The 26441-nt window shown below is 40.5% G+C and carries 17 protein-coding genes; 3 read left to right on the plus strand and 14 right to left on the minus strand.

The features are described from left to right. Nucleotides 1-89 precede the first annotated feature (89 nt). On the minus strand, nt 90-1730 hold the full coding sequence (locus tag BK581_RS09120; protein WP_245829201.1) for a PucR family transcriptional regulator: 1641 nt from the start codon (nt 1728-1730) through the stop codon (nt 90-92). Between the two features lie 263 nt (nt 1731-1993). Between BK581_RS09120 and allB the strand changes: the two genes are divergently transcribed. From allB to BK581_RS09135, 3 genes are all read left to right on the plus strand, one after another. Continuing rightward, nucleotides 1994-3358, plus strand: a complete 1365-nt coding sequence (gene allB / locus BK581_RS09125) for an allantoinase AllB (RefSeq protein WP_169837641.1) — start codon at nt 1994-1996, stop codon at nt 3356-3358. A 129-nt stretch (nt 3359-3487) separates the two neighbouring features. After that, the gene (locus tag BK581_RS09130) at nt 3488-4678 is read left to right on the plus strand and encodes an amidase (RefSeq protein ID WP_078577878.1); all 1191 of its coding nucleotides are present in this window, start codon (nt 3488-3490) and stop codon (nt 4676-4678) included. Nucleotides 4679-4703: 25 nt separating this feature from the next. Then, nucleotides 4704-5567 (plus strand): fumarylacetoacetate hydrolase family protein, encoded by an 864-nt coding sequence (locus BK581_RS09135; RefSeq protein WP_169837642.1) that lies wholly within the window; start codon nt 4704-4706, stop codon nt 5565-5567. Between the two features lie 321 nt (nt 5568-5888). On the opposite strand, the gene BK581_RS09140 is transcribed toward BK581_RS09135, so the two are convergent. The 13 genes from BK581_RS09140 to BK581_RS09195 form a co-directional block, all read right to left on the minus strand. Continuing rightward, nucleotides 5889-6230: a hypothetical protein gene (locus BK581_RS09140; protein WP_078577880.1), complete on the minus strand. Its 342-nt coding sequence runs from the start codon at nt 6228-6230 to the stop codon at nt 5889-5891. 299 nt (nt 6231-6529) lie between these two features. Continuing rightward, nucleotides 6530-6841, minus strand: a complete 312-nt coding sequence (locus tag BK581_RS09145) for a hypothetical protein (protein WP_078577881.1) — start codon at nt 6839-6841, stop codon at nt 6530-6532. A 369-nt stretch (nt 6842-7210) separates the two neighbouring features. Continuing rightward, nucleotides 7211-7849 (minus strand): YesL family protein, encoded by a 639-nt coding sequence (locus BK581_RS09150; RefSeq protein ID WP_078577882.1) that lies wholly within the window; start codon nt 7847-7849, stop codon nt 7211-7213. 239 nt (nt 7850-8088) lie between these two features. Next, nucleotides 8089-8238 (minus strand): hypothetical protein, encoded by a 150-nt coding sequence (locus BK581_RS20125; RefSeq protein WP_169837644.1) that lies wholly within the window; start codon nt 8236-8238, stop codon nt 8089-8091. A 37-nt stretch (nt 8239-8275) separates the two neighbouring features. Beyond that, a complete protein-coding gene (locus tag BK581_RS09155; protein WP_078577883.1) occupies nt 8276-11089 on the minus strand; it encodes a glycoside hydrolase family 3 C-terminal domain-containing protein in 2814 nt (937 codons plus the stop codon). 6 nt (nt 11090-11095) lie between these two features. Next, the gene (gene yicI, locus BK581_RS09160; protein ID WP_078577884.1) at nt 11096-13438 is read right to left on the minus strand and encodes an alpha-xylosidase; all 2343 of its coding nucleotides are present in this window, start codon (nt 13436-13438) and stop codon (nt 11096-11098) included. Nucleotides 13439-13647: 209 nt separating this feature from the next. After that, entirely contained in the window at nt 13648-15327 is a 1680-nt protein-coding gene (locus BK581_RS09165; RefSeq protein WP_078577885.1) for an ABC transporter substrate-binding protein, read from the minus strand. A 75-nt stretch (nt 15328-15402) separates the two neighbouring features. Continuing rightward, the gene (locus BK581_RS09170; protein ID WP_078577886.1) at nt 15403-16326 is read right to left on the minus strand and encodes a carbohydrate ABC transporter permease; all 924 of its coding nucleotides are present in this window, start codon (nt 16324-16326) and stop codon (nt 15403-15405) included. A 10-nt stretch (nt 16327-16336) separates the two neighbouring features. Continuing rightward, nucleotides 16337-17227, minus strand: coding sequence for an ABC transporter permease (locus tag BK581_RS09175; RefSeq protein WP_095995601.1), 891 nt, complete (start codon nt 17225-17227; stop codon nt 16337-16339). A 573-nt stretch (nt 17228-17800) separates the two neighbouring features. Next, nucleotides 17801-19336, minus strand: a complete 1536-nt coding sequence (locus tag BK581_RS09180) for a response regulator transcription factor (RefSeq protein ID WP_078577888.1) — start codon at nt 19334-19336, stop codon at nt 17801-17803. Nucleotides 19337-19372: 36 nt separating this feature from the next. Then, on the minus strand, nt 19373-21169 hold the full coding sequence (locus BK581_RS09185) for a sensor histidine kinase (protein WP_078577889.1): 1797 nt from the start codon (nt 21167-21169) through the stop codon (nt 19373-19375). 301 nt (nt 21170-21470) lie between these two features. Then, nucleotides 21471-23837: a glycosyl hydrolase family 95 catalytic domain-containing protein gene (locus BK581_RS09190; RefSeq protein ID WP_078577890.1), complete on the minus strand. Its 2367-nt coding sequence runs from the start codon at nt 23835-23837 to the stop codon at nt 21471-21473. A 399-nt stretch (nt 23838-24236) separates the two neighbouring features. Next, nucleotides 24237-26255, minus strand: coding sequence for a beta-galactosidase (locus BK581_RS09195; RefSeq protein WP_078577891.1), 2019 nt, complete (start codon nt 26253-26255; stop codon nt 24237-24239). Nucleotides 26256-26441: the final 186 nt, after the last annotated feature.

Below are 26441 nucleotides of genomic sequence, written 5' to 3' on the forward strand. Positions count from 1 at the left end.
GAACATTTTGTCATTGGCTAGGTTGACTAAAAAAGCTAAAACTTCTTGTGTATGTCACCTAACTAGCAGAGCAGGGCCTCGATGTAAAATCAAATAATAGAGCGAATCATGAGCGCCGTACGTATTTTGTGAATATCATCCGCATTTTTTAAATCAATGTTTAACCGCTCTTCGCATTTTTTTATCCGATAAATGACAGTATTACGGTGAATGTATAATGCCTTTGCTGTTTCAGCAATTTGACCGTTCTTTTCAATATACACCCTTAACGTCTCAATTAAGTCCTGTTCATCTTTCCGAGTCGATCCTGCCAATGTTTTTAAGGATGACTGGTAAAATTCCTTAAGCTTTTGTGGCGCCACAGCTCGAAGTAATTCTGCCACTCCTTTTGCATCACAGTTTTGTACGAAGCGTCGCTTTTCTGAACGATAACCCGAACGTAAAGCATCAAGCGCCTCTCGATAAGACTCTGGTACGTGCAATAACGTGTCAGCGATGTGCCCGATACCGAAAGACATAGATAAATATAGATGCTCAAATACCTCCGCCTGAATGTGCGTAATATTTTTCATAACCTCTTGTTCTGGATCATTTGAAAATTCTTCTGTCCCAATTAAAAAAAGGTAAATATCCCCTTTCGTAAAAATAATATAATCATTGAAATAATAACGAAGCCATAAGCTAAGTTGCTCATAAATAGCATCTTTGTACATCTGCATATGGGTCTCTTTATCAATAGATAAACTACCATTAAGGTCTTCTTCGTCATCTAATTTGCTTGCTACACATATATAATGTTGATCTCGTTTTAAATTATAAATATTTCCTCGTTTGGCTATATCTTTTTCCGAAGAGTAATGGCCTTCAACAAAATCTGTTAAAAACTCATTTTTAAGCATACGTCCTTGCTGTTCAACCGCATGCCTTTTCATTAGCTCAAATGAAGCGACATTAGCTGCCTGCTCAATAGCTAACAGCGTTGTCGGCGGCTCATTGACGATTTCTTTAAAAACAATTAAAAAGCCTTTTTGATAAACATTTGTATGAACTGAGAAAAGTGAAGCCACTTGTTTTCTATTTAAATAGGGATATGTGATGTGTAAGGTCAGCATGTCTTTGGAGGAGATATCGCGCTTAGCTAATTCGTCGTTGATTTGGCTTGCGATTTCAAAATAGAATTCGTCACTGTACTTTTTCGATGCCGCTAATGTTTCAAGTCGGTGATTCATAAGTAAAACAGGTGAATGAATCATGTTAGCCAGTCGATCTATAACGTCATATAAGCCTTTACCAGAAATAATGATATCTGAAAATTGGCGGTGGACTTTTAACGCATAATCAAGTTCTTCTGTCCGTTCTTGTAAAATAAGCTTCAAAACATGCGTCATAATGTCACCTAATGATCGTTGCCGTGGTAGTTTTATAATCGGAAAATGGAGTCGGTTAGCCGTATCTATTACCTCCTCAGGAATATCCTTTAAAAACCGTTCAACTTTCAGACCTAATCCAGCACATCCTTGGGCAGCCATTTGCTCAACAAGTTGTAATAACGCCCCAGCCTTATTTTTAATGGAATAGCCGGTAGTTAGTAACAACTGCTCTTTTTCTAAATAATCAATAATATCTGGGGCATCCATCATATTGACAGAATGTACTTCTTTAGTGAGTCCTTCTTGTCCCGCCAAAACGACGGTTTCTTTAAAAAAAGGAGTGTTAAGAAGGTTTTCCATCTTCACGCCGCCCACCTCCACTCTGGACTGTTTATCATACAATATAATGAATGTCTTAGAAGATAAAGATTTCCGTTATAAAACCTAACATTAAAAACACATTATTTAGTATTTGCGTCCAAAATAAGAAAGCAAGGGAAGTGGGAATACATACACCCTCTTACAACATGATCATCACGGGGATAGGGTATAGCTTAACCACGAAAAAACAAGCATCATATATTATATGGAACTTACATTTAAAGAAGGAGGAGAAACTTTTTATGTTGCAAGCTATTATTAACGGAAGAGTGTTTGACGGGGATGATTTTACCTATAAAGCACTCCTTGTTAAAAACGATACTATTCATGCCATCGTAACACCAGATAATCCTGAAGTAGCGGAAGCAGCCGTCCTTTATGATGCAAAAGGGGCTTTTGTTTTGCCTGGCTTTATTGATGTTCATGTTCATTTTAATGAACCAGGCCGAACAACGTGGGAAGGGTTTAGAACAGGAAGTGCTGGTGCGGCAGCAGGAGGGATCACAACCGTTTGTGATATGCCCCTAAATAGTCATCCATCTGCCAATAATGCTGGCACTTTACAACTAAAAGAGCAATCGCTACAGAATCAATCTTTCATAGATTTTGCTCTTTGGGGTGGCATGACTGCTGATATGTCTCATAATGATAAGGCCTTACAGGCCATGCAAGATATCGGAATAATCGGCTTTAAAGGATTTTTATCAGAAAGTGGCATTACTGATTTTAAACGATTAGATCATGATTCCCTTCCAAAAGCGATGAAATTTTGTGGGGAAACGGATACGATTCTTGGTTTACATGCCGAGTGGGGGGACACATTAACTTATTATGGACTGAAACAAACCAGCCAAAAAGATGCAGCGGCTTTTCTTGAGAGCAGACCAGTAGAAGCTGAATTAGAAGCGGTTGATATTGCCCTAGATTACGCTGCAAAATATAATACACCGCTTCACATTGTCCACGTCAGTCACCCAGAGGTCGCAGAACGCCTATACAGCGCCAAAAATACAGGGGTCAATGTTTCCAGTGAAACGTGTCCCCATTACCTCTTATTTACTGACAAAGACTTCCTTCGTGAGGGCCCAATTCTCAAATGTGCGCCACCATTACGCGATAAAGAAAGTGTCGAAGGTCTTTGGGAAAAAATTCACGAAGGAAAGATCGACATCATCAGTTCAGATCATTCGCCTTGTCCACCAGCTATGAAACAGCGTGGAACAAATAATATATGGCAAGCATGGGGCGGTATTCAAAGTATTCAATTTGGCATACCTGCTTTTATAAGTCACGCATTAACACGAGGATTTTCATTGGCAGATATTTTACCTCTTCTGACCCATCATGCTGCAGACCGTTTCCCATATCTTCACGAGCAAGGTAGAATTCAGCCAGGGAATAAAGCTAATTTGACCATCTATGACCCTGCTGTTGACACTCACATCACTGCCGATGACATCCTTTTTCGCCATAAATACTCTCCTTATGTAGGTAGAGACATTAAAGGGGCTATCAAAGCGACTATTGTCAGTGGTCGTTGTGTTTACAAAGCTGAAGAGGGAATCGTTGTCAACCAACCTTTTGGTCAAAACTTAGCTACCCTCTAACTATCTGATAAAATAGTCATATACACTAACAGGAACGCCACATTCTAGTTATCATTAACAAAGACACCTATGATGGCTATAGGTAAAATAAAAGCACATAGGTGTTAAATGGTTTTTAGGAGGGATCATATGACCGATGCTGTTCACGCATTTATCAATGACACATTCACCAAATATCCGTTATCCTCAGGTCCCCTTTCAGGTCTGACATTTGCAGTCAAGGATGTATTTCATATTGAAGGAGTGAGAAACACAGCTGGGAATCCTCAATGGCATGAGACACATCCAGCTTCTGAAATAACTGCCCCCACCATCATCCACTTACTAGAATCAGGTGCAACACTGAGAGGTCTGACAATGACGGATGAATTAATGTATAGTTTAAATGGTGAAAATTATTATTATGGAACACCACTAAACCCACGAGACCCAGCACGTATCCCCGGTGGTTCTTCTAGTGGCTCTGCATCGGCTGTGGCTAGTCACAGTGTCGATTTCGCATTAGGAACAGATACAGGCGGTTCCATCAGAGTTCCTGCATCTTACTGCGGTCTTTTTGGCTATCGTCCCACTCATGGCAGGATTTTAATGGATGGTGTCATCCCACTAGCCCCTTCGTTTGATACAGTAGGTGTGTTGAGTCGAGATGCCTACACGTTGAAAAATGTAGCGCAAGCTTTATTGAACAAAACCGAGACAACAACAAGCTTTACAAACTGTTTTATCCCAGAAGATGCATGGACTATTTCAGACACAGCAACCCGGGCAATCCTTGAACCCCTTGTTACACAATTAAAAGACAAAACATCCCTTTATTTTGACACTTTAACTCTAGCAGAAGCCGGTCTTTCTGAATGGGCAACAACTTTTCGTATTTTACAAGGGAAAGAAATTTGGCAGACGCATAGAAAATGGATTGAAGACGTAAATCCAACGTTTGGACCAGGGGTGAAAGAACGCTTTCTGATGGCAAAAAACATAACAGAAGCCAAAGCCCAGCCTGAAACTGTTAAACGTCAGCATATCCGATCACAGCTGAGAACGCTCTTAATGGGAAATGGGCTGTTGATTCTTCCCACAGTGCCTGGCGCTGCACCATTACGTGGACTTCAAGATGAAGCAGTGGAAAACACACGACAACAAACATTACAATTAGCTTGTATCGCCGGACTATCTGGCTGCCCACAAGTGACTATTCCAGTCATCCCCAATACCGGTATTCCTGTGGGATTGTCCATAATTGCAGGAATCGGCCATGATCTCGCTTTATTACAATGGGTTTGCGACTTTACACATATGTGGAAGAAGTATCAAACTTAAATGTTATGTTAAGGGAAGTGCTACGATGAAACTGGCTATGATCTATACGGAAAATAATGCAGAAGCCGCTATTGCCTCATGCAACGGCTACGTCCTCCTTGAAACATTAAATCATTTCGAAAAAAGCCAGTGGCAAACGACTGTCATAGACCTTGTTACTGGAAATAATCTTGACGAATTAAGAACTTGGTATAGAAATGGCGGAGTTGATAAATTAGAAACGATGCCTTTCCTGTTAGAACAAGAAACAGACTTTGCCCCCGTCATTGAAAAGCCAAACAGCATTTGGGGAATTGGCTTAAATTATGCGGAAAATAAATGTGCCATAACAGCCCCTTCCCACCCCGTCACCTTTTTAAAGCCTGCTTCAGCCTTAATCGGTCCAAAAGACACGATTGAGCTACCACCTCTTTCTACACGCACGACTGGAGAAAGTGAACTGGCTCTTATCATCGGGAAAACATGTAAAAATGTACCCGTGCATGAGGTCCCCCATGTCATTGCAGGTATTACCACAAGTTTAGATATGACCGAATCTGACATTCACGCAGCGAATCCTAGGTTTCTTACCCGCGCAAAAAGTTTCGATACATATATTAGTATAGGGTCTGATCTCATAACTTTTGATGACATTCATGACATCAACAACATAAAGGTCTCAACAATTTTAAATGGTGAGACGGTACATGAAATGGCGACAGATCATATGCTGTATACACCATGGGAGATCGTATCCTACCTGTCGCAAAGCACAACCCTATTCCCCGGTGATATCATATTAACTGGCACACCCGGTCCTGTCGTGATTACCCACGGTGACCTACTCGAATGCCGTCTCAGTATCAAAGGGTTAAACCCGCTTCGCAACCGTGTTGTAAGACTGAGGTAGTTACTAACACAGTCAAACCATTTGCTTTATAGCTGAAGAATTCATCAGACATCTGTAGCTTTCAATAACCAACAAATAAGGGAACAGGATGTCCCATAAGTGATGAGATAAAACGCAGATATATTGAAGTTGAGTGACCAATATTTGTCACTATATCTGTCTTATGTCATTATTCAAATAACTCAATATTGGCTAGAGAAGGCGTCCTGTATAGATAGAAACTTAAATGTTGTTTAAGTAGACACACGCCAAAATCTTTATTACTAAAATCTTATCGGCTCTCTTAAAATAGCTTCAACTGTTCGACTACACAAGAAATGATTAGTCACTTGTTTCACTAGCAAGAGCTGGTGAACCCTTTCGTACTTCATGCGAGTAGCAACCATCTGCAAACAGTATGGCAATGACAAAGAGGTGGAGATGAAAGATTAATTCAACCGGTCCTATGAAAACTGCTAACACCGCAACAATTAACCCTACAACACTTCCGAAATATACCTTTTTATCTCTTAATGCCGCCAATAATGTTAATAGATGAAAAATAGCTAAAATAACGAATGGGAATTTAAACTGCCCTACCCCTATTATAAAAACAAACACAGGATAACAGATTGCTAATGACACACAAAATGATAGAAACTTTAGGACCGTTGTTATTGTCATGTGTAAACACCTTTCTCGCAACTGATAAACTTATCCATTTTATAGCCCCTCTACTCGTTATGATGAGAAGCAAAGCTATTTAGAATTAAAATATAAAACGAACCCCCAATCAGTAGATGTTTTCATTCCTCTCCCACTGATTGGCGGTTGCGTGAATCATGACATTCGCGGGCGTTTTACGGACGGTTATCTGTGATAAACTCTTTGTGGATAGTGATTCGTTACACGTCAATCAAACAATATTAGCTTATAGTTCTACCAAACAGCCCCACAAAGTGAAAAAATGAGTTTGTTGTCGATTAAATTTCAACTTCCTTATCATCTTTACGTGACTTAAATCCATCTACAATAAGTAATGTAGTAGCTATCACATGCATAAAGAACCCTAGCACAGGAATCCACCCCATAAATGCAGCTGTCATCCCCACAACACTTCCGTGGAACCTTCTTTTATCTATTAATGAAAAAATGAATGTCACTAAGTGCAATATAAATAATAGAAATAATGGCATAGCAGACAGTCCAACAACAAATACCCAACTTATCACTGGAATACAAAAGAAAAGATTAAATCCACCTGATACAAACTTCATCACCGTTGAATTAGACATATGTAGCTCCCTTCTCCTTATAAAACCACTATCAGCTTATAGAAGTATTGATTAGATCTTTTACATTTTATCACTTTATATGACGTTCGTTAATCATAGCTCAAAAACTCACTCTTCTTACCTAATATCAGCACCATCCCCCCATGTAAAAGACAGGAGAAAAATAGCTTAATTGTTATATATAACCATAAAAAACTGCCTCTCCTATTGTAAAATGGTGTCTAACAATTGGAGGCAGTTTAGCCTTAGTTCGTTTATTGTCACTTAATGAAAGAAGCTCAAAGCTTTGACCAGGCGTTTACAAGGAACTGTCCTTGTAGGTAGTAACACAAAAAACAAACGAAGTAAGCTCGTGAATTGTATCCTCATTTAGGCCGTTTTTTCTAATCCTTGTTTCTTCTTTTCCATCCTCTTGAACGCCAGTAGTGCACACCACATGATGATGCTTGCCATTGCGCTTGCAAAAAAGAAGAGTATAAGTCCAGGTATGATTGTGAATAATCTATAAGTAACGGCAATTAACAAGCCCATAAAAATCACAATATGTGGATTGATTAACGAAATAATAAAGGCATAGTTAAAGTATTTAAAAAATGGCAAGTCATAATGAACATAGACAGGAATAATGAACATGGTCATCGCTGTAAACCAGAGCGTTACCAATACGAGAGCTGAGGCTAGAAATGTATGCACATATCCATGAACAACGCTTAAATATAGAAAATCTATATATAACACATAACCTGCAACGGCAAGAATGACGCCTATGAGATTTGCTTTGAAAAACTCTCGCTTGAACACTGAGAAAAAGGTTTTAAACAGTGGAAGCTCTCCTTCCTTCTCCAGCCACTGTCTTACAACTGTAAAAAGAGCAACCGTAGCAGGCATTATTCCAAAGACAACAATACCGATAAATGTGAATAGTAGCCATAATAAGTTTATATAGGCCAGTTTCATGATCCAATCGGTCACAGTATATAACCGCGTATCGGTCCAGCTTCTTTCCATGTTCATCCCCCATTTTAAAGCTAACGTCACATCTTATTCCTGATTTATTTCATACAATTGACTAACTAATTGTAATCCTCCCTCTTCGTCGGAGCGCTCTTTCATTAAAGCTATCAGCTAGTGATCGGTGGTTATTCAGAAAAGACGTTTTCCCTAAGTGGTAAAGCATAAATATGGGTCTCCCCTGTCATTTCATTTATCTGTTATGTTAGAGTGGTACCCATCGTACACAACCTCTTCTAGTCAGTCATCATCGTGTAATGAAAATCATGGGGGAGACTTGAAAACATCGTAATGGTTAACGCACCGTCGTTTTTATCGCCACAAGCGGCAATCACCCCTATTCCGGATAAAGCGGTAAATAGCAACCCCCATTTGCTACTTTCCATGCCGTACTCCCCCTGTTCTTTTATTTAGTAACGTATCTTAAACGAGCTGTATCGTACTAAGAGAGAGATCACCTTGAAGCTCAATAACAAGTGTGTAGAGACCAGGTTTAAGATTTACTGGGATAGTGATTGTTTGCCAATTAGGTAACGGGGACACGTTAGCTTCCCCGATGTGTTCATCCTCTGCCTTCAGTAGCAATTTTCCTGTGAACCCATGGCTAAAAACCGTTATGTTCAGTAACGCGTTTTCCGACGGGACGTCTGTCTCTTTAAAGGCAATCCAGCCTTTATCACCTTGCGTTCTTACACAGTAATGTCCAATGCCATCTCCCTCTGTTAAATACATATTTTCATAATCATCATAATGATAAGCGTGCACACGTGTGATGAACTGCCGGGATGGCATCACTTCACCGACTACATTTAGTGTGGCAATCAATGGCATCTCCGCAGATGATGGGCCTATCATAATGGCGTATGTGCCAGTTTCTACACAATATCTTTCTCTCGTCACATCCCAGATAGCTAAATCATCCACTTTCACTTCGAAGGTAATCTGTTCCTTTTCACCTGGTTTCACATGTACACGCTTGAAGTGTTTAAGGGTTTTTAATGGACGAACGACACGGGATTCATCTGCTTTTCTCACATATAATTGAATCACTTCATCGCCATCCACATCCCCTATATTTCCTATCGTCGCTTTAATCGTCACACGCTCATCACTTTCAACATGAACATAGGATTTATCAAGCTTTATGTCATCATAACTAAACTTGCTATAACTTAAACCGTGGCCGAAAGGATAGAGTACATCTCCATCAAAATATTGGTACGTGCGTTTTCCTTTAATGATATCGTAATTCATCATGTCTGGTAGTTGATGAATTGAGCGATACCATGTCATGCTTAATCTTCCTGCTGGGTTATAGTCACCGGATAACACATCTCCCAAAGCGTCACCTAAATCGGGACCAGCGTGAGAAGTATGAACGATGGCAGGAAGATGGTCTTGTGCCCAAATGATGGCGTAAGGATAACTGCTTACAAGGACCAGCACTGTTCTTGAATTAACCTCACTCACTGCTTGAAGGAGTTTCTCTTGAGCCGGTGGGAGACAAATATCTTGACGGTCAATGCATTCTTTTCCATTAATATATGGATTATTTCCGAGGATGACCACAGCCGTATCTGCATGTTTGGCAGCCTCCACAGCAACAGTGATCCCATCCTCAACCACTTCCAATTGGAATTCCTCCATACCTTTAGGTACTGTCGTCGTAGGAACAGTCAAACTATCGTTATGGGCGAGTGCGATGATCTGTCCATCCCATGCTTTCATTTTCCATACGTCTTCACGATCGCTAGTTTCAAATGTCACCTGTTCTTTCACAAACCATCCTTTTGCTTCATTCGCAGTAGCCGTAAGTCCCTTTTCTCCTACTGTGACATACTTTCCAGTAGATGTGGATTTTAATGTATAGTTCCCCCAACCCCAGTCCATTAATTCAAACACTTCCGCTTTATGAGGCTGATCCTCACTAGCAGTCAGCATGTAGTTGTCTTCCTGATTGAGGTAAATATAACGATTGGTTTCACTTGCTTTTAAACGAATAAGGGAGTGTCCATGATGGTACGTCACGTCATTTTTTTTAAACGTCTTCTTCAATCCTTCTAGCGGTGTCGTTTTATAAGCTGGTGTCCCACTGTACCAATCGATATGATTATCGTTTGCAAGCGGTCCAATCACTGCCAATGTCTCAGACACCTTTTTATCTAAAGGTAAAATGCCATCATTTTTTAATAAGACAATTTGTTTTTGTGCTGCCTGATATGCCAACTGCTTATGTTCAGGAGCAAGTAGTTTAGATGCTGGAATAGTGGTATAAGGATGATAATCATCAAATTCGCCTAATCGAAAACGAATGCGAAACGCATTTTTTAACGCATGGTCCATATCTGCTTCATTAAGAAGACCTAATCTAATCGCTTCATGAATTGCTTCTTTTGTTTGTTCGGTATCGTCTGTGATACTATCAATGCCGCTTTTAATCGATGCTGCCACTGCCTCAGCATATGTGGCAAAATAACCATGATCATGTACAAGACCTAAAACATCTCCTGCATCACTGACAATAAAACCATCGAGCCCCCACTTTCCTTTTACAACTTCTTTTAATAATGGATGGAGCGGAGCAGGTGACCCATTAATAGCGTTATAGGCTGTCATAAGCGATCCTGCTTTCCCCTCTACAAATGCCGGTTTAAATGCTTGCAAGTAATATTCGAACAAATTACGTGGATCTATACTTGCCGAACATCTTTCACGATCTTTTTCATTGTTATTGGCTAGAAAATGTTTAAGGGTCGCCACTGTTTTCAAATAAACTGGGTGATCACCTTGCATGCCTTTAACGAGTGCAGTCGTTAGTTGGCCTGTCAACATCGGATCTTCTCCATATGCTTCTTCCGTCCTTCCCCATCTCGGGTCTCTTGCCATATCTACGGTAGGGGCCCACAATGTTAGACCATGTAGCTCGGGGTTTTTCTCATAGTAAACCCTTGCTTCATCACTAATGACTTCCCCTATTTGCTTTAACAAGCGACAATCCCACGTATGAGACAAACCAATACTTTGTGGAAAAACGGTTGCTTCACCAAGCCATGCCACCCCATGAGCAGCTTCTGTCCCTTGTTTCCATGCTCTAATACCAAGGCGGGGAATTGCCGGCTGATATTGGATCATAGAAGCTACTTTTTCGTCTATCGTTAATCGCTGGACGAGATCCTCAACCCGTTCTACAAGTGACAACTCTGTTTGCTGAAACGGATACGTTACACGGTTCGTCATATTGAGTTACCTCCTCTTATCGCACTCAAATGTAATGTTTACGGCTGTACTAGTATCTTCTGGAACGATAGAAACACCGTTTTCAACCAAGTCAACTTCCCCATTTTCTACAGAAGGGAGAGTGGTCATGCCTCTTAAAACGAGCTGCCATTGTTTATTCATAGGGTTATCAGGGATAACGTCATAAGAGCCATCTATATTGACATTAACAGCTAACGTGAGTGCTATCTTTCCATGAGTATCTCTGATAGTAACCTTTTTATTTGTTTGCAGCCCGAATACATGGCATGTCACACTATCAGCGTAGTCATAATCTGGTTTAGCAATGTTGTCTCCGATCGGTATGATAGAGTCAGGTCTTACGAAAAGTGGCAGACTAAAATAATCATAGTGCCCTTCCTTCCACGTTCCTCCTTCCACTTTTTCATTTGTGAGGAGATGTGTCCACGCCCCTTTCGGTAAATAGTAGCTAATGCGGCCTTCTTCATTAAAAATAGGTGCCACGAGTAGAGCATCACCGAGCATATATTGACGGTCTACATAATCACATGCTGGATCTTCAGGAAATTCCAACATCATCGCCCTCATCATCGGTACGCCTGTTTTCGTCGTTTCATAAGCCTGTTGATACAAGTACGGCATAAGCGAATGTTTTAAGGACGTGAAAAATCTTAAAACATCAACCGCTTCTTCATCATATATCCACGGGACACGGTATGACTTACTCCCATGTAGTCTGCTATGGCTGGACAACAAACCAAACGCAATCCATCGTTTGTAAAGATCGGATGGAGCTGTACTTTCAAACCCACCGATATCATGACTCCAAAAACCGAATCCAGACAAGCCTAATGACAAGCCTCCCCGAAGACTTTCGGCCATGGAAACGTAACTAGCATCACAGTCACCCCCCCAATGAACTGGAAACTTTTGTCCTCCTGCTGTTGATGAACGCGCAAAAAGGACTGCGTCATTTTTACCTCGTGCCTTTTCCAACCATTGAAACACCACTTGATTGTATAAGTACGCATAATAATTATGCATTTTCATAGGGTCTGACCCATCATAGAAGACGACATCGGTAGGAATTCTTTCACCAAAGTCTGTTTTAAAGCTATCTACTCCCATGTTGAGCAAATTATCTAAATGACCTGTGTACCATCGACATGCCTGGTCATTTGTAAAATCAACGATGCCCATTCCTGGTTGCCATTTATCCCATTGCCAGACGTCGCCATTTTTCTTTTTTATTAAATAGCCTTTTTCTACTGCTTCATCGAATAACGGAGAAGCTTGTGCAATATAAGGATTAATCCAAATAGATATTTTTAATCCTTTATCTTTCAAGCGTCTCAGCATGCCTCTCGGATCAGGGAAAACGTCCTTATCCCATTGAAAATCGCACCACTGAAGGGCTTTCATCCAAAAACAATCAAAGTGAAACACGCGTAATGGGAGGTGTCGTTCAGCCATCCCATCCACAAAGGTATTAACCGTTTGCTCATCATAATCTGTCGTAAAAGAGGTCGTTAACCATAATCCGAAAGACCAAGCTGGCGGTAACGCAGGTTTACCTGTCAAAGTGGTATAGTTTTCGAGCACTTTTTTAGGTGCTCCGCCACCGATGATGTAGTACTCAAGCGTCTCTCCTGTTACGCTAAATTGCATTTTGGACACTTTTTCTGAGCCGGCTTCAAAGGAGACGTTTTCTGGATGATTCACGAACACACCATATCCTTTATTCGATAAGTAGAAAGGGACATTCTTGTAAGATTGCTCCGAACTCGTGCCACCGTCTTTATTCCACGTGTCCACAACTTGCCCATTTCTTACTAACGGTGTAAATCGTTCACCTAGCCCATAAATTGTTTCACCGACAGATAAATCCAACTCTTCTCTCATAAACGTCTCTTTTGTGGCTGTTCTCGTTACATGCGCTTTACCTTTAAACCCACTGCTCGTTATATGCTGACCATTATAGACGTATTCACTCGTCCATCTGGGGCCTTTTATTGCTTTTACTTGTAACGAACCACTCGTTAGTGTGACATCTGTTTTCGTATTTTTTATCACGGTTGCCTCATCTTCTTGTTCGGCAACCGTAAATTCTGGTCCTCGTTTAACCCCACCTTTATGTCTGACACAAGTTACTTTAATGACATCTGGGAGTGGCGCTGAATACGTAACAGTCAGCATCGACACGTCTAGCTGATTAGCACGTTCAGATAAATCGATAGGTGCTAATAAAAGCGTCAGTTGCTTCTCGTTAACAGTTTCCCGAAAAAGTTGAACAGGTGTGATGAGCTCTAATCCCTCTCTAATCAGCCAGTTACCATCTGTAAATTTCATATTATTTCCCCTTTTCATCAACAAGTTGAGACCTATTAATCTCATTCTACCGATTTGTTTCTATGAGTCTCTTCAGTTAGAAGTTTGGTTAAAGGTGGCTTGAACGTTAAATGATGATGAGACCATCCAAGCTTCCGAATCAGCTTTTTTATTGATCCGGAAGCTAGCTAATGGAAAAGAAATTAGAAAGTGTTTATTAATATTGGTAATTAATCTTCTCCCCACAGTTCAACACGTTGTCGAACAAGCTCTGTGAACTCAGCCTCCATATCTTCAACCCCGATGTCATCCAATTCATCCATAAACCGGTCATACACGTGGTCGAAATCTTCCGGATCAGCTAATATGGCTTCTGGAATTCTTGTCATCATAATATCTTGCGCCCGTTGAAACGGTATCGCAATTGGAGAATCTGAAGGCCAATTAATTTCCCAACCAGCGCCCCATGGTTTTACAGGAAATTCGTCAGCCGCTGGATACAAATCAGCCCATATATTCGCACCATAGGCTTCTAACACTTCCTTCTCTTTTTCGGTATAATCCTCAATTAACGTTTCTTGTGTATTAATGGTAAATGGCTGGCCAGTAGAATCTAACACACCGTCCCCATAATGCGGACCGTAAGCAAGATATACACCAATACCTGTGCGTTCATTAAAAGAGCTGTCACTCAGCCGTTCTTCACGTTGATCATCAGTAAGATATCTGTTGCCATCCTCATCTACTTCATAATGCTCCCCTTCAATCCCCCAGTTGTTTAAAATTTGAGCTTCCTCTGACGCCATCCAATCGAGAAATTTAATGGCTCTTACTGGGTCAGGATTATCAATCGTGATACCGATTCCCCACTCGGATAAATAACCTGTACTCTGAAAATTACGGTGTTCGTATGAGTAATCTAATGTCACTGGATAAACACCATGCATACGTTCATATTTTCCGTCTTCACGTAATGCCGTTTGCGCATCTGCGATCGACCAATCAGCGTCAATCATCCCTAACACGCGACCAGATGAAATTTTCGACATGTATTGATCCTCTTGTTGAACAAACGTTTCTGGATCAAGTAGTCCTTCTGCATTCATGTGATTTAGCCAGCGAAAATACTCTCGCTCTTCTGGCCGACGATAATGAAGGATTGCTTCCCGTGTTTCATCATCAATATACCACTCGCCATCATCTGAGGCCCCGGTTGCCCAAAAAGCAGGATTTGTCACAGAAATCAGCATTCGCCAATCATCAGCTAGTAACGACAGTGGAATGGTCGGTTGGCCGTCGATCTCTGGATACATCTCGTAGTATTCTTTGATAGCGTTCTCAAAATCTTCTACTGTATTGATTTCTGGATACCCTAATTCTTCTACTACTGCATGTTGAAGCCAAAAGCCGCTACCAGGTGTCCAATGCTGCTGATCGACTGGATTAGTCCCAATAAAGTAAATCGCATCATCTTCATCGCTCCACGTCATTCTGTCTAAGTAATCGCCATAAACCTCTTGTATATTCGGAGCATGCTCTTCAATTAATGGTCTTAAATCTATCATTGCCCCAGCATCTACTAAAATCCCGCTATCTCCTTTTGGGAGAATAAAGTCTGGATACTCACCACCAGCTGCAAAGAGTGCAATCCGTTCAGCCGGGTCATTAATCGCAAAACTTGCATTTAATGAGACGCCTGTTTCTTCTAAAATCACTTGCCCCACATCGCTATCCATGCCATTCCAGCTTGGATTGTTGTCTGCTGCAAACAACGTGAATTCGATGTCACCCTCGCTTTCACCGTCTATATTATTCGTATTGATGACTTCTTCGTCATTGCTGCAGGCTGATAATACAGCTAATACACCAACCGTCCCTAAAACAACACTTGTCATTTTCCTCTTGTTCATAGATAAATCCCCCTTGTCTTTTTATACAAGTAAGATATGACTTATCACCTTACCTATTGCTTTATTGACTCTATTCTACTTGATGGCACCAAGCGTCATTCCTTTGACAAAATACCGTTGTAGAAATGGATAAACGAGCAGAATTGGTACGATCGTGACAATCGTAATGGCCATTCTAATAGATTCCGGTGACACGCGTGTAGCCGCCTCAGCCCCAGAACCACGAACTGAATCAATCCCTGCTCCTGTAGAGGCAGTTGTATTCTGTAAAATTTTCATCAACTCATACTGAAGCGTCGTTAATGCTGGATTAGCACTATTGTAAATATACGTATCAAACCACATGTTCCATTGCATAACTGCGATAAACAACGCGATTGTAGCTAAAACGGGCTTACAAATTGGCAATATGATTTTCCAATAAATTGTAAAGTCATTCGCTCCATCTACTTTCGCTGACTCTTGTAAAGCAAGGGGCAAGCCATCCATAAAAGAACGGATAATGATTATATTCCAGGCACTTGCTAGAAGTGGTAAAATATAGATTGCAAATGTATTAATCAAGCCTAAATCACGCATTAACATATAGGTTGGTACGAGGCCACCGCTGAAAAACATCGTTAAAACGATAATCACAGATATGACATTTCTAGCTTGAAAATCTTGTCGACTTAACGTATAAGCTACCATTGAGCAAACAAATAAACCGAGGACTGTCCCTATCACTGTTCTTAAGACAGAGTTGCGAAAGCCGATAAGCAAGCTGTCATATTCCATAATCACCCGATAATTTTCTAGTGTGAACTCACGAGGAAAGATATAAATTCCTCCTCTTACAGTGTCCGTAGAATCATTTAATGAGATGGCCAGCACATTTAAAAACGGATAAAGCATAATCACAATGATAAAAGCCATAAGAACGTAATTAGTGATATCAAACAGCTTCTCTGTGGTGGACGTCTGAAATAACGTGGATTTCTTTCTATTTAATTTAAACATCGCTTCCTCCTTACATAACACTTGTTTTCGTCAGACGTTTAAACAGACCATTGGCAAGTAAAAGGAGGATAATGCTCACGATCGAATTAAAGATGCTGATAGCTGTCCCATACGAATATCGCCCCATGCCAATCCCATAATTTAACGCATAGAGTTCCAGTACCTCAGAATATTCCCTGACTAAGGAATTGCCTAAAAGTAACTGTCTTTCAAATCCAATGCTTATCATATTTCCGATAGACAATATGAGAATAACCATGATTGTTGGCCTAATACCAGGTAACGTCACATGCCAAATTCTCCGCCATCTGCCTGCGCCATCAACTCTTGCTGCTTCATATAACTGAGGATCAATGCCAGCCATAGCTGCTAAAAAGATAATTGAATTCCATCCCATCTCCTTCCATACATCTGCTACAGTGACAATCAGCCAAAATAAATGCCCTTGTGCCATAAATTGAACAGGTTTATCAAGGATATTCAATGAGACAAGTACCTCATTGACGATTCCACCATCCGTGGAAAGCATTTTAGTGACGATACTCGCCACCACTACCCATGAAACAAAGTGAGGTAAATATGAAATGGTTTGTACCGATCTTTTAAACAATGAATCTTTCAATTCATTTAATAAAACAGCAAAAATAATTGGAATAATAAAGCCCGCAATCAGTAGCATGACACTCATAACTAACGTGTTCCTTAACACGAGATAGAAATGATTATCTTGAAACAACGCAATGAAATGCTCAAATCCCACCCATTCCTGTTCAGAAAAGCTTCTCCCTGGACGATAATTTTGAAAAGCCATCGTCCACCCCCACACAGGTAAATAGTTAAAAATAAAGACGTAAATAACGACAGGAACAGACATCAAGTAGAGGATTTTTTGATTTTTCATCGTTCTCCAGAAATTCCTCTTCGGTTTATAATGGTCTATTTTTGTATACGCTTTCTTTTTTGCTATTTCCACGTGATCCCCTCCTGTTCACATCTCTATCATAGCGCACGTTTTCGCAAGGAAATACCTCAATAATTACGGAGAAAATCATATGAAAAATGGATCTGAATGTGGAATAACATTGTGAAGCTTGACATCCCAATAAGGTCACAAGTAACTATCAATAGCAGGAGGAAAAAATACCTCTCTTCTAAGGGAAAATCACGCATTTCCTCTCGCTCACTTAGAATAATCGACTATATCAATCAGTCTGCAGTTAGGTTTAGCCATTTTGACGCCTGACTAAGCGTAGGGCAAATAAAACGAATCTTTAATCAGTGAGCGTTTTCGCTCTGTTTCTACTGATTGGTAGTTGAGGTAATCAGGATTTTACAAGCCATTGCCGTTAGTTATCCACTCTATTTTGAGGCGGGAGCTAGCGCTTTACAGACGGTTATCTGTGTTTAAAAAAGCTGACTGAAATAACATTCAGCCAGCAGGTCATCATAGATTGTGATGCTATAAGACATTCTTTTAAGTATTGTTTTTCCGATATTTTGACGGGGAAATACCAACGTATTTCTTAAACTTACTATGAAAATAATCAACATGAGAATAGCCTACCATTTCAGCTACTTGATACACTTTATAGCCCTGTAATAAATATTCCTTTGCGTGACGAATACGGACGTGATCTAAATAAGTATTAAAATAGTCACCAGTATAACGTTTAAATAATTTACCTAAATAGGCACTATTATAATTAAAAACCTCCGCTAACTTTTCAAGCTTTAAATTTTCATTGTAGTGTGTTTCCATCATGAATAGTAGCTTCTTTAACTGGCCATCAGCCTGTGAATAATCCAGCTGATTAAACAAACATGAAATAAGTTCTTCGGTAAATTGTAAGAGATCCTCTATATGAGCGATACTGTGAATTCGTGTCACTTTATCTAGAGCGTGTTTGATCGGTTTGGACCTGTCAGATTTGGATGCTAGCAACTTGTTTAGAACCGTTGTAAGAACCGTTATATATCGCTGCTTTACTATTCGTTCACATGTGTTAAAGTCCCCTGCAAAGCGAATATTCTCAACGAGTGAAGGGATGGACTGATAAACGCCTACCTCTAACGCAGCATATAATTGATGTACTAGCGTGTCACAATCACATGTCACTTCAGGTGTTAAACGGCCTTCCTTTTCTGCATACAGGAGCTCCCCCCGTGGATAGAAGAACTTTTTCCGAATAAGATTACGAGCTGTTTCAAACGATGTATGCAAGGTTTCTAACCGCTCAACACTTCCCCCGAGTGCTGCGGTGATATCATAATGCTCTTCTGCCATAGCCGATTTAATTTTCTTATACAAGTCATGCTTTTCCTTAAATCCCATGGCACCATTTAGCAAGATGCCTACATAAGGCTCATGAAAAAAAACGATCTTGTCCGATGAATGTTGTACTAAAGCTTTCACCCTTTCTTTTGCTGTACGTAATACTACCTCTCCTGTTTGTTGGTGTTCAACAGACATAACGAGCAGGTCATACATCTCCCAATCTAATTCAGACGCCACTGCATGCTGGATGAGTTGTTCTTTCTCTCGTTTTAACATTGGAGGTGTCATGATGACAGAGGTTAAAACGTCCTCTTGTCTTTTCTCCTGTCCATGCTTTGTTAGTAGTAGTCGCTCTTCTTCTTTTATAAGCTCGGATTTAATACGAGCTAAATAGCCTATCAATTCTTCTTCATCAACAGGCTTTAATAAATAGCCGGCTACATCGTGTTGGATAGCCTGTCTCGCATAATCAAAGTCAGCATAGCCACTTAACAATAGACATCTTACTCGTTGATCATTCTCCCTAATTGTTTCAATAAACTTTAGACCATTCATCCCTGTCATACGAATGTCAGAAATAATCAAATCAGGTGATACATCTTCATATTTTTCTAAGGCAGCTTCTCCATCTTCCGCTGTCCCAGTTACATGAAATCCATAATGTTCCCACGAAATGATCGTTTTAAGGCCTTCGCGTACGATCGGCTCATCATCTACAATTAAAACATTGTACATTCTTTTCACCCCGCTTAATTGATGTCACCAGTGACCCTAGCGATCGCTGTCCGTTATAACTGGTATTGAAAACGATACAGACATTCCTTCATCAAGTAGACTATCAATTTGCAAACCTGGCGATTGTTTATACACGAGCCGTAGTCTTTCGTGAACATTTTTTAACCCGATGCGCTGTCCCGGCTCCTCTTCCTCCTTAGTGATAAAGGAGCTTATTTTTCTCAGCTGTTCATCTGTCATCCCTGGACCATTATCTCGAATTTCCACGTTAATCTCTTCCTGAAAAAGATGAACGTTAACGAAAACTTGTCCTCCTTCTCGACGATGCTGAATCCCATGAATAACAGCATTTTCTACAAGCGGCTGTATAACTAACGGCGGGATCTCTACCATTGCCACTCGCTCATCTAAAGTCACGTTATACGTTAAGCGATCTTTAAAACGGAACTTTTGAATGTCTAAATAGGCCTTAACCATTTCAATTTCTTGTTTAATAGGAATGAGTTCACCCGTCATTTCAATGCTATGCCTCAATAACTTTCCTAGCTTTTTCACCACATGAGCCAGATCCTTTTCTCCTTTTATACTCGCCTCCATGCGAATTGTCTCTAATGTGTTAAATAGAAAATGAGGGTGAATTTGGCTTGCTAACATTTTAAATTTCATCGTACTTTGTTTTGTTTCCAGCTCTCGCTTTTCATGATTGTGCTGTTCAATTTCTTCTAGTAAAGCTTGTATACTCAGTGTCATGAGGTTAAATTGGTGCGAAAGCTCACCGATTTCATCCTGCCCTTGAATCTCATGATTGACGGTTAAGTTGCCTTCGGTGACTTGATGAATATGTTTACTGAGTTCAGCAATTCGTGTTGAAATAAGGTGGGCAAAGCCATAGATTAAGACGAGCGCGACACTCATACTAATCAGCATAATGACAAAGCCCGTTCTGCTAAGCCTGTCAGCATCCTCTACAATGTCGGAATCTGATATGACTGCAACGAGCCTAAGATCATTTGCACTATTTTCAAGCAGAATTGGGTCTACGATCACATGAGATGGTTCATCAAAAACAGTCTCTCTCAATGTGCCTTCTTTCTCTTCTACTAACACCGGTATGATCATCGTTTCGGATAACTGTGTACCGATAAGTTCTTGTTGGTTGCCGGCAACGACATGATGATCAGCATCAATAATCATTAATGGCACGACCTCTTGAGCTAATATCCAATTTAAGTAATTCGTATTTAGCTCAACATCAATAATCCCATAGGTGTCATCATTCGGATAATGAACGATACGTGTCAATGTTAACTGGTTCCCTTCCCCCTTTTCCATTGCGGCCTCTTTATAATGCCACAACAGCAGTCCTCTACTATTATGGGCGGCTTTATACCAAGCTGATCTTCTCATTTCCTCAGACAAAGGGATGAATTGCCAATTATTTAACATCGTTTCATTTTCTACAAAAAAGCGAATAGTCGAGATGCCTGTGTATAACCGTTCACTATTATCAAATGTATTATAATGGCTATACGCTTGCACCACCTCATAAATAGATGTATATTCTGTCGTGACTAAATCCTTCAACCTTTGATCAACTAACGCATAATTTACCACATTAATCGCTGGCGTAATCACTTCACTTACACGTGTCTTAATCCTAGCCATATCAGCAGTCGTTTGCTCAATCGTATTATTTAAAGCTGTTTTTCTAAGCTCTGCCGTTAACACCCCTCCTACAATTAAGAGGGGAACGAAGACGACAACAAAAAAGGATATTATTAACTTCTGTCTTATTTTAATATGATTAAATTGTCTCCATATCGCCTTTATCATCTCGCAAGCCTCGTTCACTAAATTAGCAAAAGTTAGTCTTCTTCACTCTTTCTATAAACCGTATGCAGACACGTCACTAAACCATTCATAAAACGAACCTTCAATCAGTTGGTGTTTTTACTGATTGGTCAGACATAAGCATCCGTTGTCTCCCACCTAAATAGCTTTTTGAGGAGGGCCTTTTACGGACGGTTCTCTCGCAAACAAATTAAGATAGCGCTTTCATTTTACAATGAACCTACAGACAATTATACAGGGATTTTTTCGCATGAAATCATGCACTTTTTAGAGGTTTGCTCAGTCACTTAACAGTTAACATTAATTCCTTACGTTCATTCGCTTTAAAAAATAAGGGGACCTCTGTTTGATCAGGGTGAATCGTTTCCTCTTTTCCGTTAATGGCGATTTGTTCAATACCATGTCTATATACGAGCTGAACATGCTGTACTTTGTGAGAGGTGATGGTGACGTTGATGGTTTTACTTTCTAAATGCCACGTTATTTTGTTAAGCGTTAGCTGACCTTTACAGAGCATACCAGTTAGGGAGCCGCTCGATAATGCTTTTGGTAAAGCCGGTAGTAATTCCAGAAACCCATGACGGCTACAGACTAGCATCTCCATTATTAACGAAGGGAGACTGCAATTTGCGTCCACATTATAAATTCTTCTCCCTGGATTATGAGCAGTCACAAGACTAGTGTATATATAATCACTTGAAAGGAACCAACGAAGATTTTCTTCAACTAAATCTACCCTCTTTAGTCGTGCTGCCACGAGTCCAGAGTGCATCACACCATGAGCAGAACCATTGCCCCGTTCCTTTTTCTCTAATGCTATCGCAGCCGCCCGAAACCATTCTGGTGTCTCTTCAGGTGTCACTTCATCACCTGGCCATACTGGATACAAATGAGATAGATGCCGATGATCATAACGGTCGTGTAACGCCTCATGGATCCACTCTTTAAGTGCCCCATCTTCGTTGGTCATATAGTCAGGAAGTTGTGCCAAAAGAGCTTCCCACACAGGAATTTCCTCTTCTTCTATTTGAAGCTCTTTACATGTTTTAATGAGGTGTGTCATGATTTCTTTCGTCACAGCAATATCCATCGTGGCATTAATCGTTGCCTGATGTTCCTGCCAGCCTGCTGCTATTTTCTCTGCGGAAATAATCGGTGTGTTTTCTGGTGAATAAGAAGGAATGAACAGCCATTTCCCGTTCTCATCAGTTTCAGTTAAAAAATCTTCATAGAAAAGAGCAATTTTTTTCATTAGCGGTAGCACACGATTTTTAAAAAAGGTAGTGTCTTCTGTAATTTCATACCATTCATAAAATGGAAGAGCAAGCCATCCAGCTGCTGCGGTCCAGAAACCTAATGGCCAATCCTCATTAAAATGGGTATGAATATTATGATTGCCATCTGTCCGACTTCCTGCTAAATAGCCACGGCACCCGTACAAAGTTTTAGCATTGTCTTCCCAATCAGGGGCAATTTTTTCAATTAAGTAGAAATAACTCTCCAATGCTTCGCTCATATTACCGATAGCCGCCCCCGAAATTGCCAAGTTAAGGTTAGCATCCACCGTAAAATCACCGCTCCATGGTGGCCGCCAATCCCCTGTCCACAAGCCGACCAAATTCGGTGGATAATCCCCTGACGAACATAACAAAACATATCGCCCCATCTCAAACATTTTCTGTAACAGATGCGGATCAAGCTCACCTGTTTGCTCAGCTAATAACTGTTCTGTCATAACACGTCGTTCTGTGTTTTCACCCAGTGTGAGAGTCATTCTATTGTAGATCTCTTCATGTACTAGGCGATGGGCGTTCATGAGTTCCTCATAGGAAATAGAAGCAAGAGTCTTAAGTTCCATCTTCATTCTTGATAATGTGGCATCTTTTTGTTTCGCATAATCGGTAAGGGGGACAATTCGCGTCACAATGGTGATTTCCTTCGTTCCTTTTATATGAAGACTCTCTTTTTCTGCCGTGATTGTTCCCTCACCCGTGGAGACAATAGACATCCCAGCATACCCTTTTTTCGTTTTTTCATAGGAACAAGTAAAAGATAGATCATGCCCTGATGCGCTTATTTCTGTCAATTCCACCCCTTCTTCAGGCATTAAATCATCAATGGAAAGCTCTGCATGAATGAAAGCACCATCAGCGGAAGAAAGACGTATAATGATGGCATTGTGAGTACGGGAGCTAAAATGTTGCTTAAAGAACCTTCCTCTTATATCCTGCCAATGGACTGAAACCTCACCTGACGTAAAGTCAACCGTACGAAAATAATGTGATACCTCTCCTACTTGATTCGTTTGGAGATTTAACGCATATGCAGGGTGATAAGCGTCCGTAAAATAAAGAGGATGGCCCGATTTTTTTGAAAATAATGCAGCCGCGTCTTTAAATTTCCCTCGCTTCATTAATGCTTTAACTTCATTGACATATGGAAACAAGTCATTGTTGTGAATAATGCTGTCATGAAAAGGCTCGTACAGCTTTTCATGATTTAAAATGATCGTCTCATTTAAAGGATCTCCATAAATAAGGGCACCTATCGTGCCATTACCTGTGACAAGTGCTTCCTCCCAACGTTGTGCCGGCTTACCGCTTGTCAGTCCCTTCTTAGGAAATTTAGTTATGGCGTATTCCTCACGCATGCTATCCCCTCCTGGATAAATGATTAGTTAGTGGGCATTTATCATGAAAGCACTTACATAATATCATATGTTTTTCTGAAAAGAACTAGAGGAATCATTGATTTTAACCATGACTAATTAGTGTTAGGTGGCTGGATTTCAGCAACAGGATTCCAAGTTTCAGCACTAACCTCTGGTTTTTCAGCATTAAAGCCTCTTATTTGCGCAACTCTATCCTGATTTTCAGCAACCCCTATTGAGTTCAGCATTAACCTCTAGTTTTTCAGCAACAAATCTTCTTTTTTACGCAGCTACTCCTGGGTTTTCAGCAACCCCATCCTAATTTTCAGCAACTCTCCGCCTTTTCCGAGACAATGTAACCCCCCTGTACCATTTCGATACAAGGGGGGGCTTACGATCCTATTTCAAAATCATCACATCACGGGGGGCTATGGTCACCTCGCCCTTCACTATCTGGCCTGTTAGTAAATTAAGCTTTTCTTTTCCTATTTGAAAGTTAGCTGGAGAGCTATTATGGTTCAGAATAAATAAATAAGTTTGGTCGCCTTTCACGCGTTCGGTCACTTCCACACCATCAGGAGTGTTTAGTAGAGGGTTAATCTGTTTTTGGTCACATAGAGAAGCTACCAAATCTGTCACAAAGCGTTGTTCTGCACTTGATCCTACATAGATTGCTTGGCCGTTCCCAAATGAATTGGATGTAACCACTGGGGTGTTGGCATAAAAGTCCGTTCCATAATGGGCGAGAACCTCCGCCCCTTCGCTGTGAATAATGTCAAACAATAATCGACACTCATAGCGGCCTGATAAGCGGCCCCAGTCATCCGCTACTACAATCTCATTCGCATGCTTTGGATCGAGGGCATCAATCTCTTCCACCCAGATTCCCAGTAAGTCACGTAATTCACCAGGGTAGCCTCCAACTGTTACGAGATCATGTTCATTGACTATACCGCTAAAATAAGTGGTAATGAACGTACCACCATTTTTGACAAACGCTTTCAATTTATCAGCATAGCCGCTTTTAACCATATATAAGACAGGGGCAATGACGATGTCGTATTGGTTTAAATCCTCATCAACACCGATTAGGTCAATAGGAATATTTCTGTCATACAAGGCTTTATAATATTTATGAACTTCATCTACATAATCAAGGGAGACAGATGGGCCACTTGATAAATTGATAGCCCAGCGATTTTCCCAATCAAACACGATAGCTACTTTCGCATTCACTCTTGCATCTAACAATCTATCAGATAAGTTCTCCAACTCCTTACCTAATTCTGCCGTTTCACGGAAAACACGTGTATGCTCATGGCCGACATGCTCGATCACGGCCCCATGATATTTCTCACAAGCACCGATAGACCGACGTAGTTGGAAAAACATAATTGTATCCGCGCCATGGGCGATAGCTTGATAACTCCATAACCGCATAACACCTGGTCGTTTAAGGGCATTATAAGGCTGCCAATTTTGTTGACTCGGTGTCTGCTCCATGAGCATAAACGGCTGTCCACTTCTTAACCCACGCATTAAATCATGATTCATGGCCGTCAAGCTTACGGGGGTGTCGATTCCAGGGTAACTATCCCAAGACACAACGTCCATTTCTTTCCCCCATTTAAAATAGTCTAGTTCTGGGTATGTCCCCATTAGGTTTGTTGTAATAGGGACGTCTGGTGTATGCTTTTTAAGCGCATTATACTCGATTTTATAACATTCTAATAAACTTTCAGATTGAAAAATACGATAGTCCAGTGAAATACCTTGAAAAGCAGAGACATTTCCTTCTCCCTCTTCACTTAGCGCATTCGGAGGAACAATTTCTTCCCAATCGTAGAATGTATGGCCCCAAAACCTTGTATTCCATGTCTTGTTAAGCCGGGTAAGGGATCCATATTTCTTTTTTAACCATTCTCTAAAAGCAGAAGCACAATTTTCACAATAACAATACCCACCATATTCATTCGACACGTGCCATATTAAAACACCTGGGTGATTTTTATATCTTTCTCCAAGCTTATCAGCCATTCGTTCTGAATACTTACGATAGGTTGGGCTGTTCGGACATGAATTATGCCGCCCGCCAAAAGCCCGTTTTCTCCCTTGAAAATCAACTCTTAAGACATCAGGATACTTGCGGGCCATCCATGCTGGATGAGCGCCTGTACTTGTTGCCAAACATGTGTATATCCCATTGTCATAAAGCCTGTTAATATGCGCATCAAGGCCACTGAAGTCATACGTTGTTTCGTCGGGCTGGTTAAGTGCCCAAGAAAACACATTCAACGTAGCTACATCGATGCCAGCTAATTTAAACATGCGCACATCGTCATCCCATACATCCTTATCCCACTGTTCAGGATTGTAATCACCACCATACCAAATTTTAGGTAGTTGTTTACTAATCATATGATTTCCTCCTTTTTTGACCGAATACCTGTTTAAAAAAGTCCCGATCTACTAGTGGCAACAGGGATTAGATCAGTATCATTATAAATAGATTGTAACCCCTTACAAATATGGGTGAAATATAATATTATAGATATGGATATAAGAATAAGGAAATATTTATCCCAGATAACGGACGCTCATGTC

The organism is Salipaludibacillus agaradhaerens (genome assembly GCF_002019735.1).
GTDB classification, from domain to species: Bacteria; Bacillota; Bacilli; order Bacillales; family Salisediminibacteriaceae; genus Salipaludibacillus; species Salipaludibacillus agaradhaerens.

Coding starts and splice junctions, on each gene's coding strand:
- BK581_RS09165 (WP_078577885.1), bottom strand. CDS start 15,327: ATGAACAAGAGGAAAATGACAAGTGTTGTTTTAGGGACGGTTGGTGTA.
- BK581_RS09130 (WP_078577878.1), top strand. CDS start 3,488: ATGACCGATGCTGTTCACGCATTTATCAATGACACATTCACCAAATAT.
- BK581_RS09155 (WP_078577883.1), bottom strand. CDS start 11,089: ATGACGAACCGTGTAACGTATCCGTTTCAGCAAACAGAGTTGTCACTT.
- yicI (WP_078577884.1), bottom strand. CDS start 13,438: ATGAAATTTACAGATGGTAACTGGCTGATTAGAGAGGGATTAGAGCTC.
- BK581_RS20125 (WP_169837644.1), bottom strand. CDS start 8,238: ATGGAAAGTAGCAAATGGGGGTTGCTATTTACCGCTTTATCCGGAATA.
- BK581_RS09175 (WP_095995601.1), bottom strand. CDS start 17,227: ATGAAAAATCAAAAAATCCTCTACTTGATGTCTGTTCCTGTCGTTATT.
- allB (WP_169837641.1), top strand. CDS start 1,994: ATGTTGCAAGCTATTATTAACGGAAGAGTGTTTGACGGGGATGATTTT.
- BK581_RS09170 (WP_078577886.1), bottom strand. CDS start 16,326: ATGTTTAAATTAAATAGAAAGAAATCCACGTTATTTCAGACGTCCACC.
- BK581_RS09140 (WP_078577880.1), bottom strand. CDS start 6,230: ATGACAATAACAACGGTCCTAAAGTTTCTATCATTTTGTGTGTCATTA.
- BK581_RS09185 (WP_078577889.1), bottom strand. CDS start 21,169: ATGATAAAGGCGATATGGAGACAATTTAATCATATTAAAATAAGACAG.
- BK581_RS09145 (WP_078577881.1), bottom strand. CDS start 6,841: ATGTCTAATTCAACGGTGATGAAGTTTGTATCAGGTGGATTTAATCTT.
- BK581_RS09135 (WP_169837642.1), top strand. CDS start 4,704: ATGAAACTGGCTATGATCTATACGGAAAATAATGCAGAAGCCGCTATT.
- BK581_RS09180 (WP_078577888.1), bottom strand. CDS start 19,336: ATGTACAATGTTTTAATTGTAGATGATGAGCCGATCGTACGCGAAGGC.
- BK581_RS09190 (WP_078577890.1), bottom strand. CDS start 23,837: ATGCGTGAGGAATACGCCATAACTAAATTTCCTAAGAAGGGACTGACA.
- BK581_RS09120 (WP_245829201.1), bottom strand. CDS start 1,730: ATGGAAAACCTTCTTAACACTCCTTTTTTTAAAGAAACCGTCGTTTTG.
- BK581_RS09150 (WP_078577882.1), bottom strand. CDS start 7,849: ATGGAAAGAAGCTGGACCGATACGCGGTTATATACTGTGACCGATTGG.
- BK581_RS09195 (WP_078577891.1), bottom strand. CDS start 26,255: ATGATTAGTAAACAACTACCTAAAATTTGGTATGGTGGTGATTACAAT.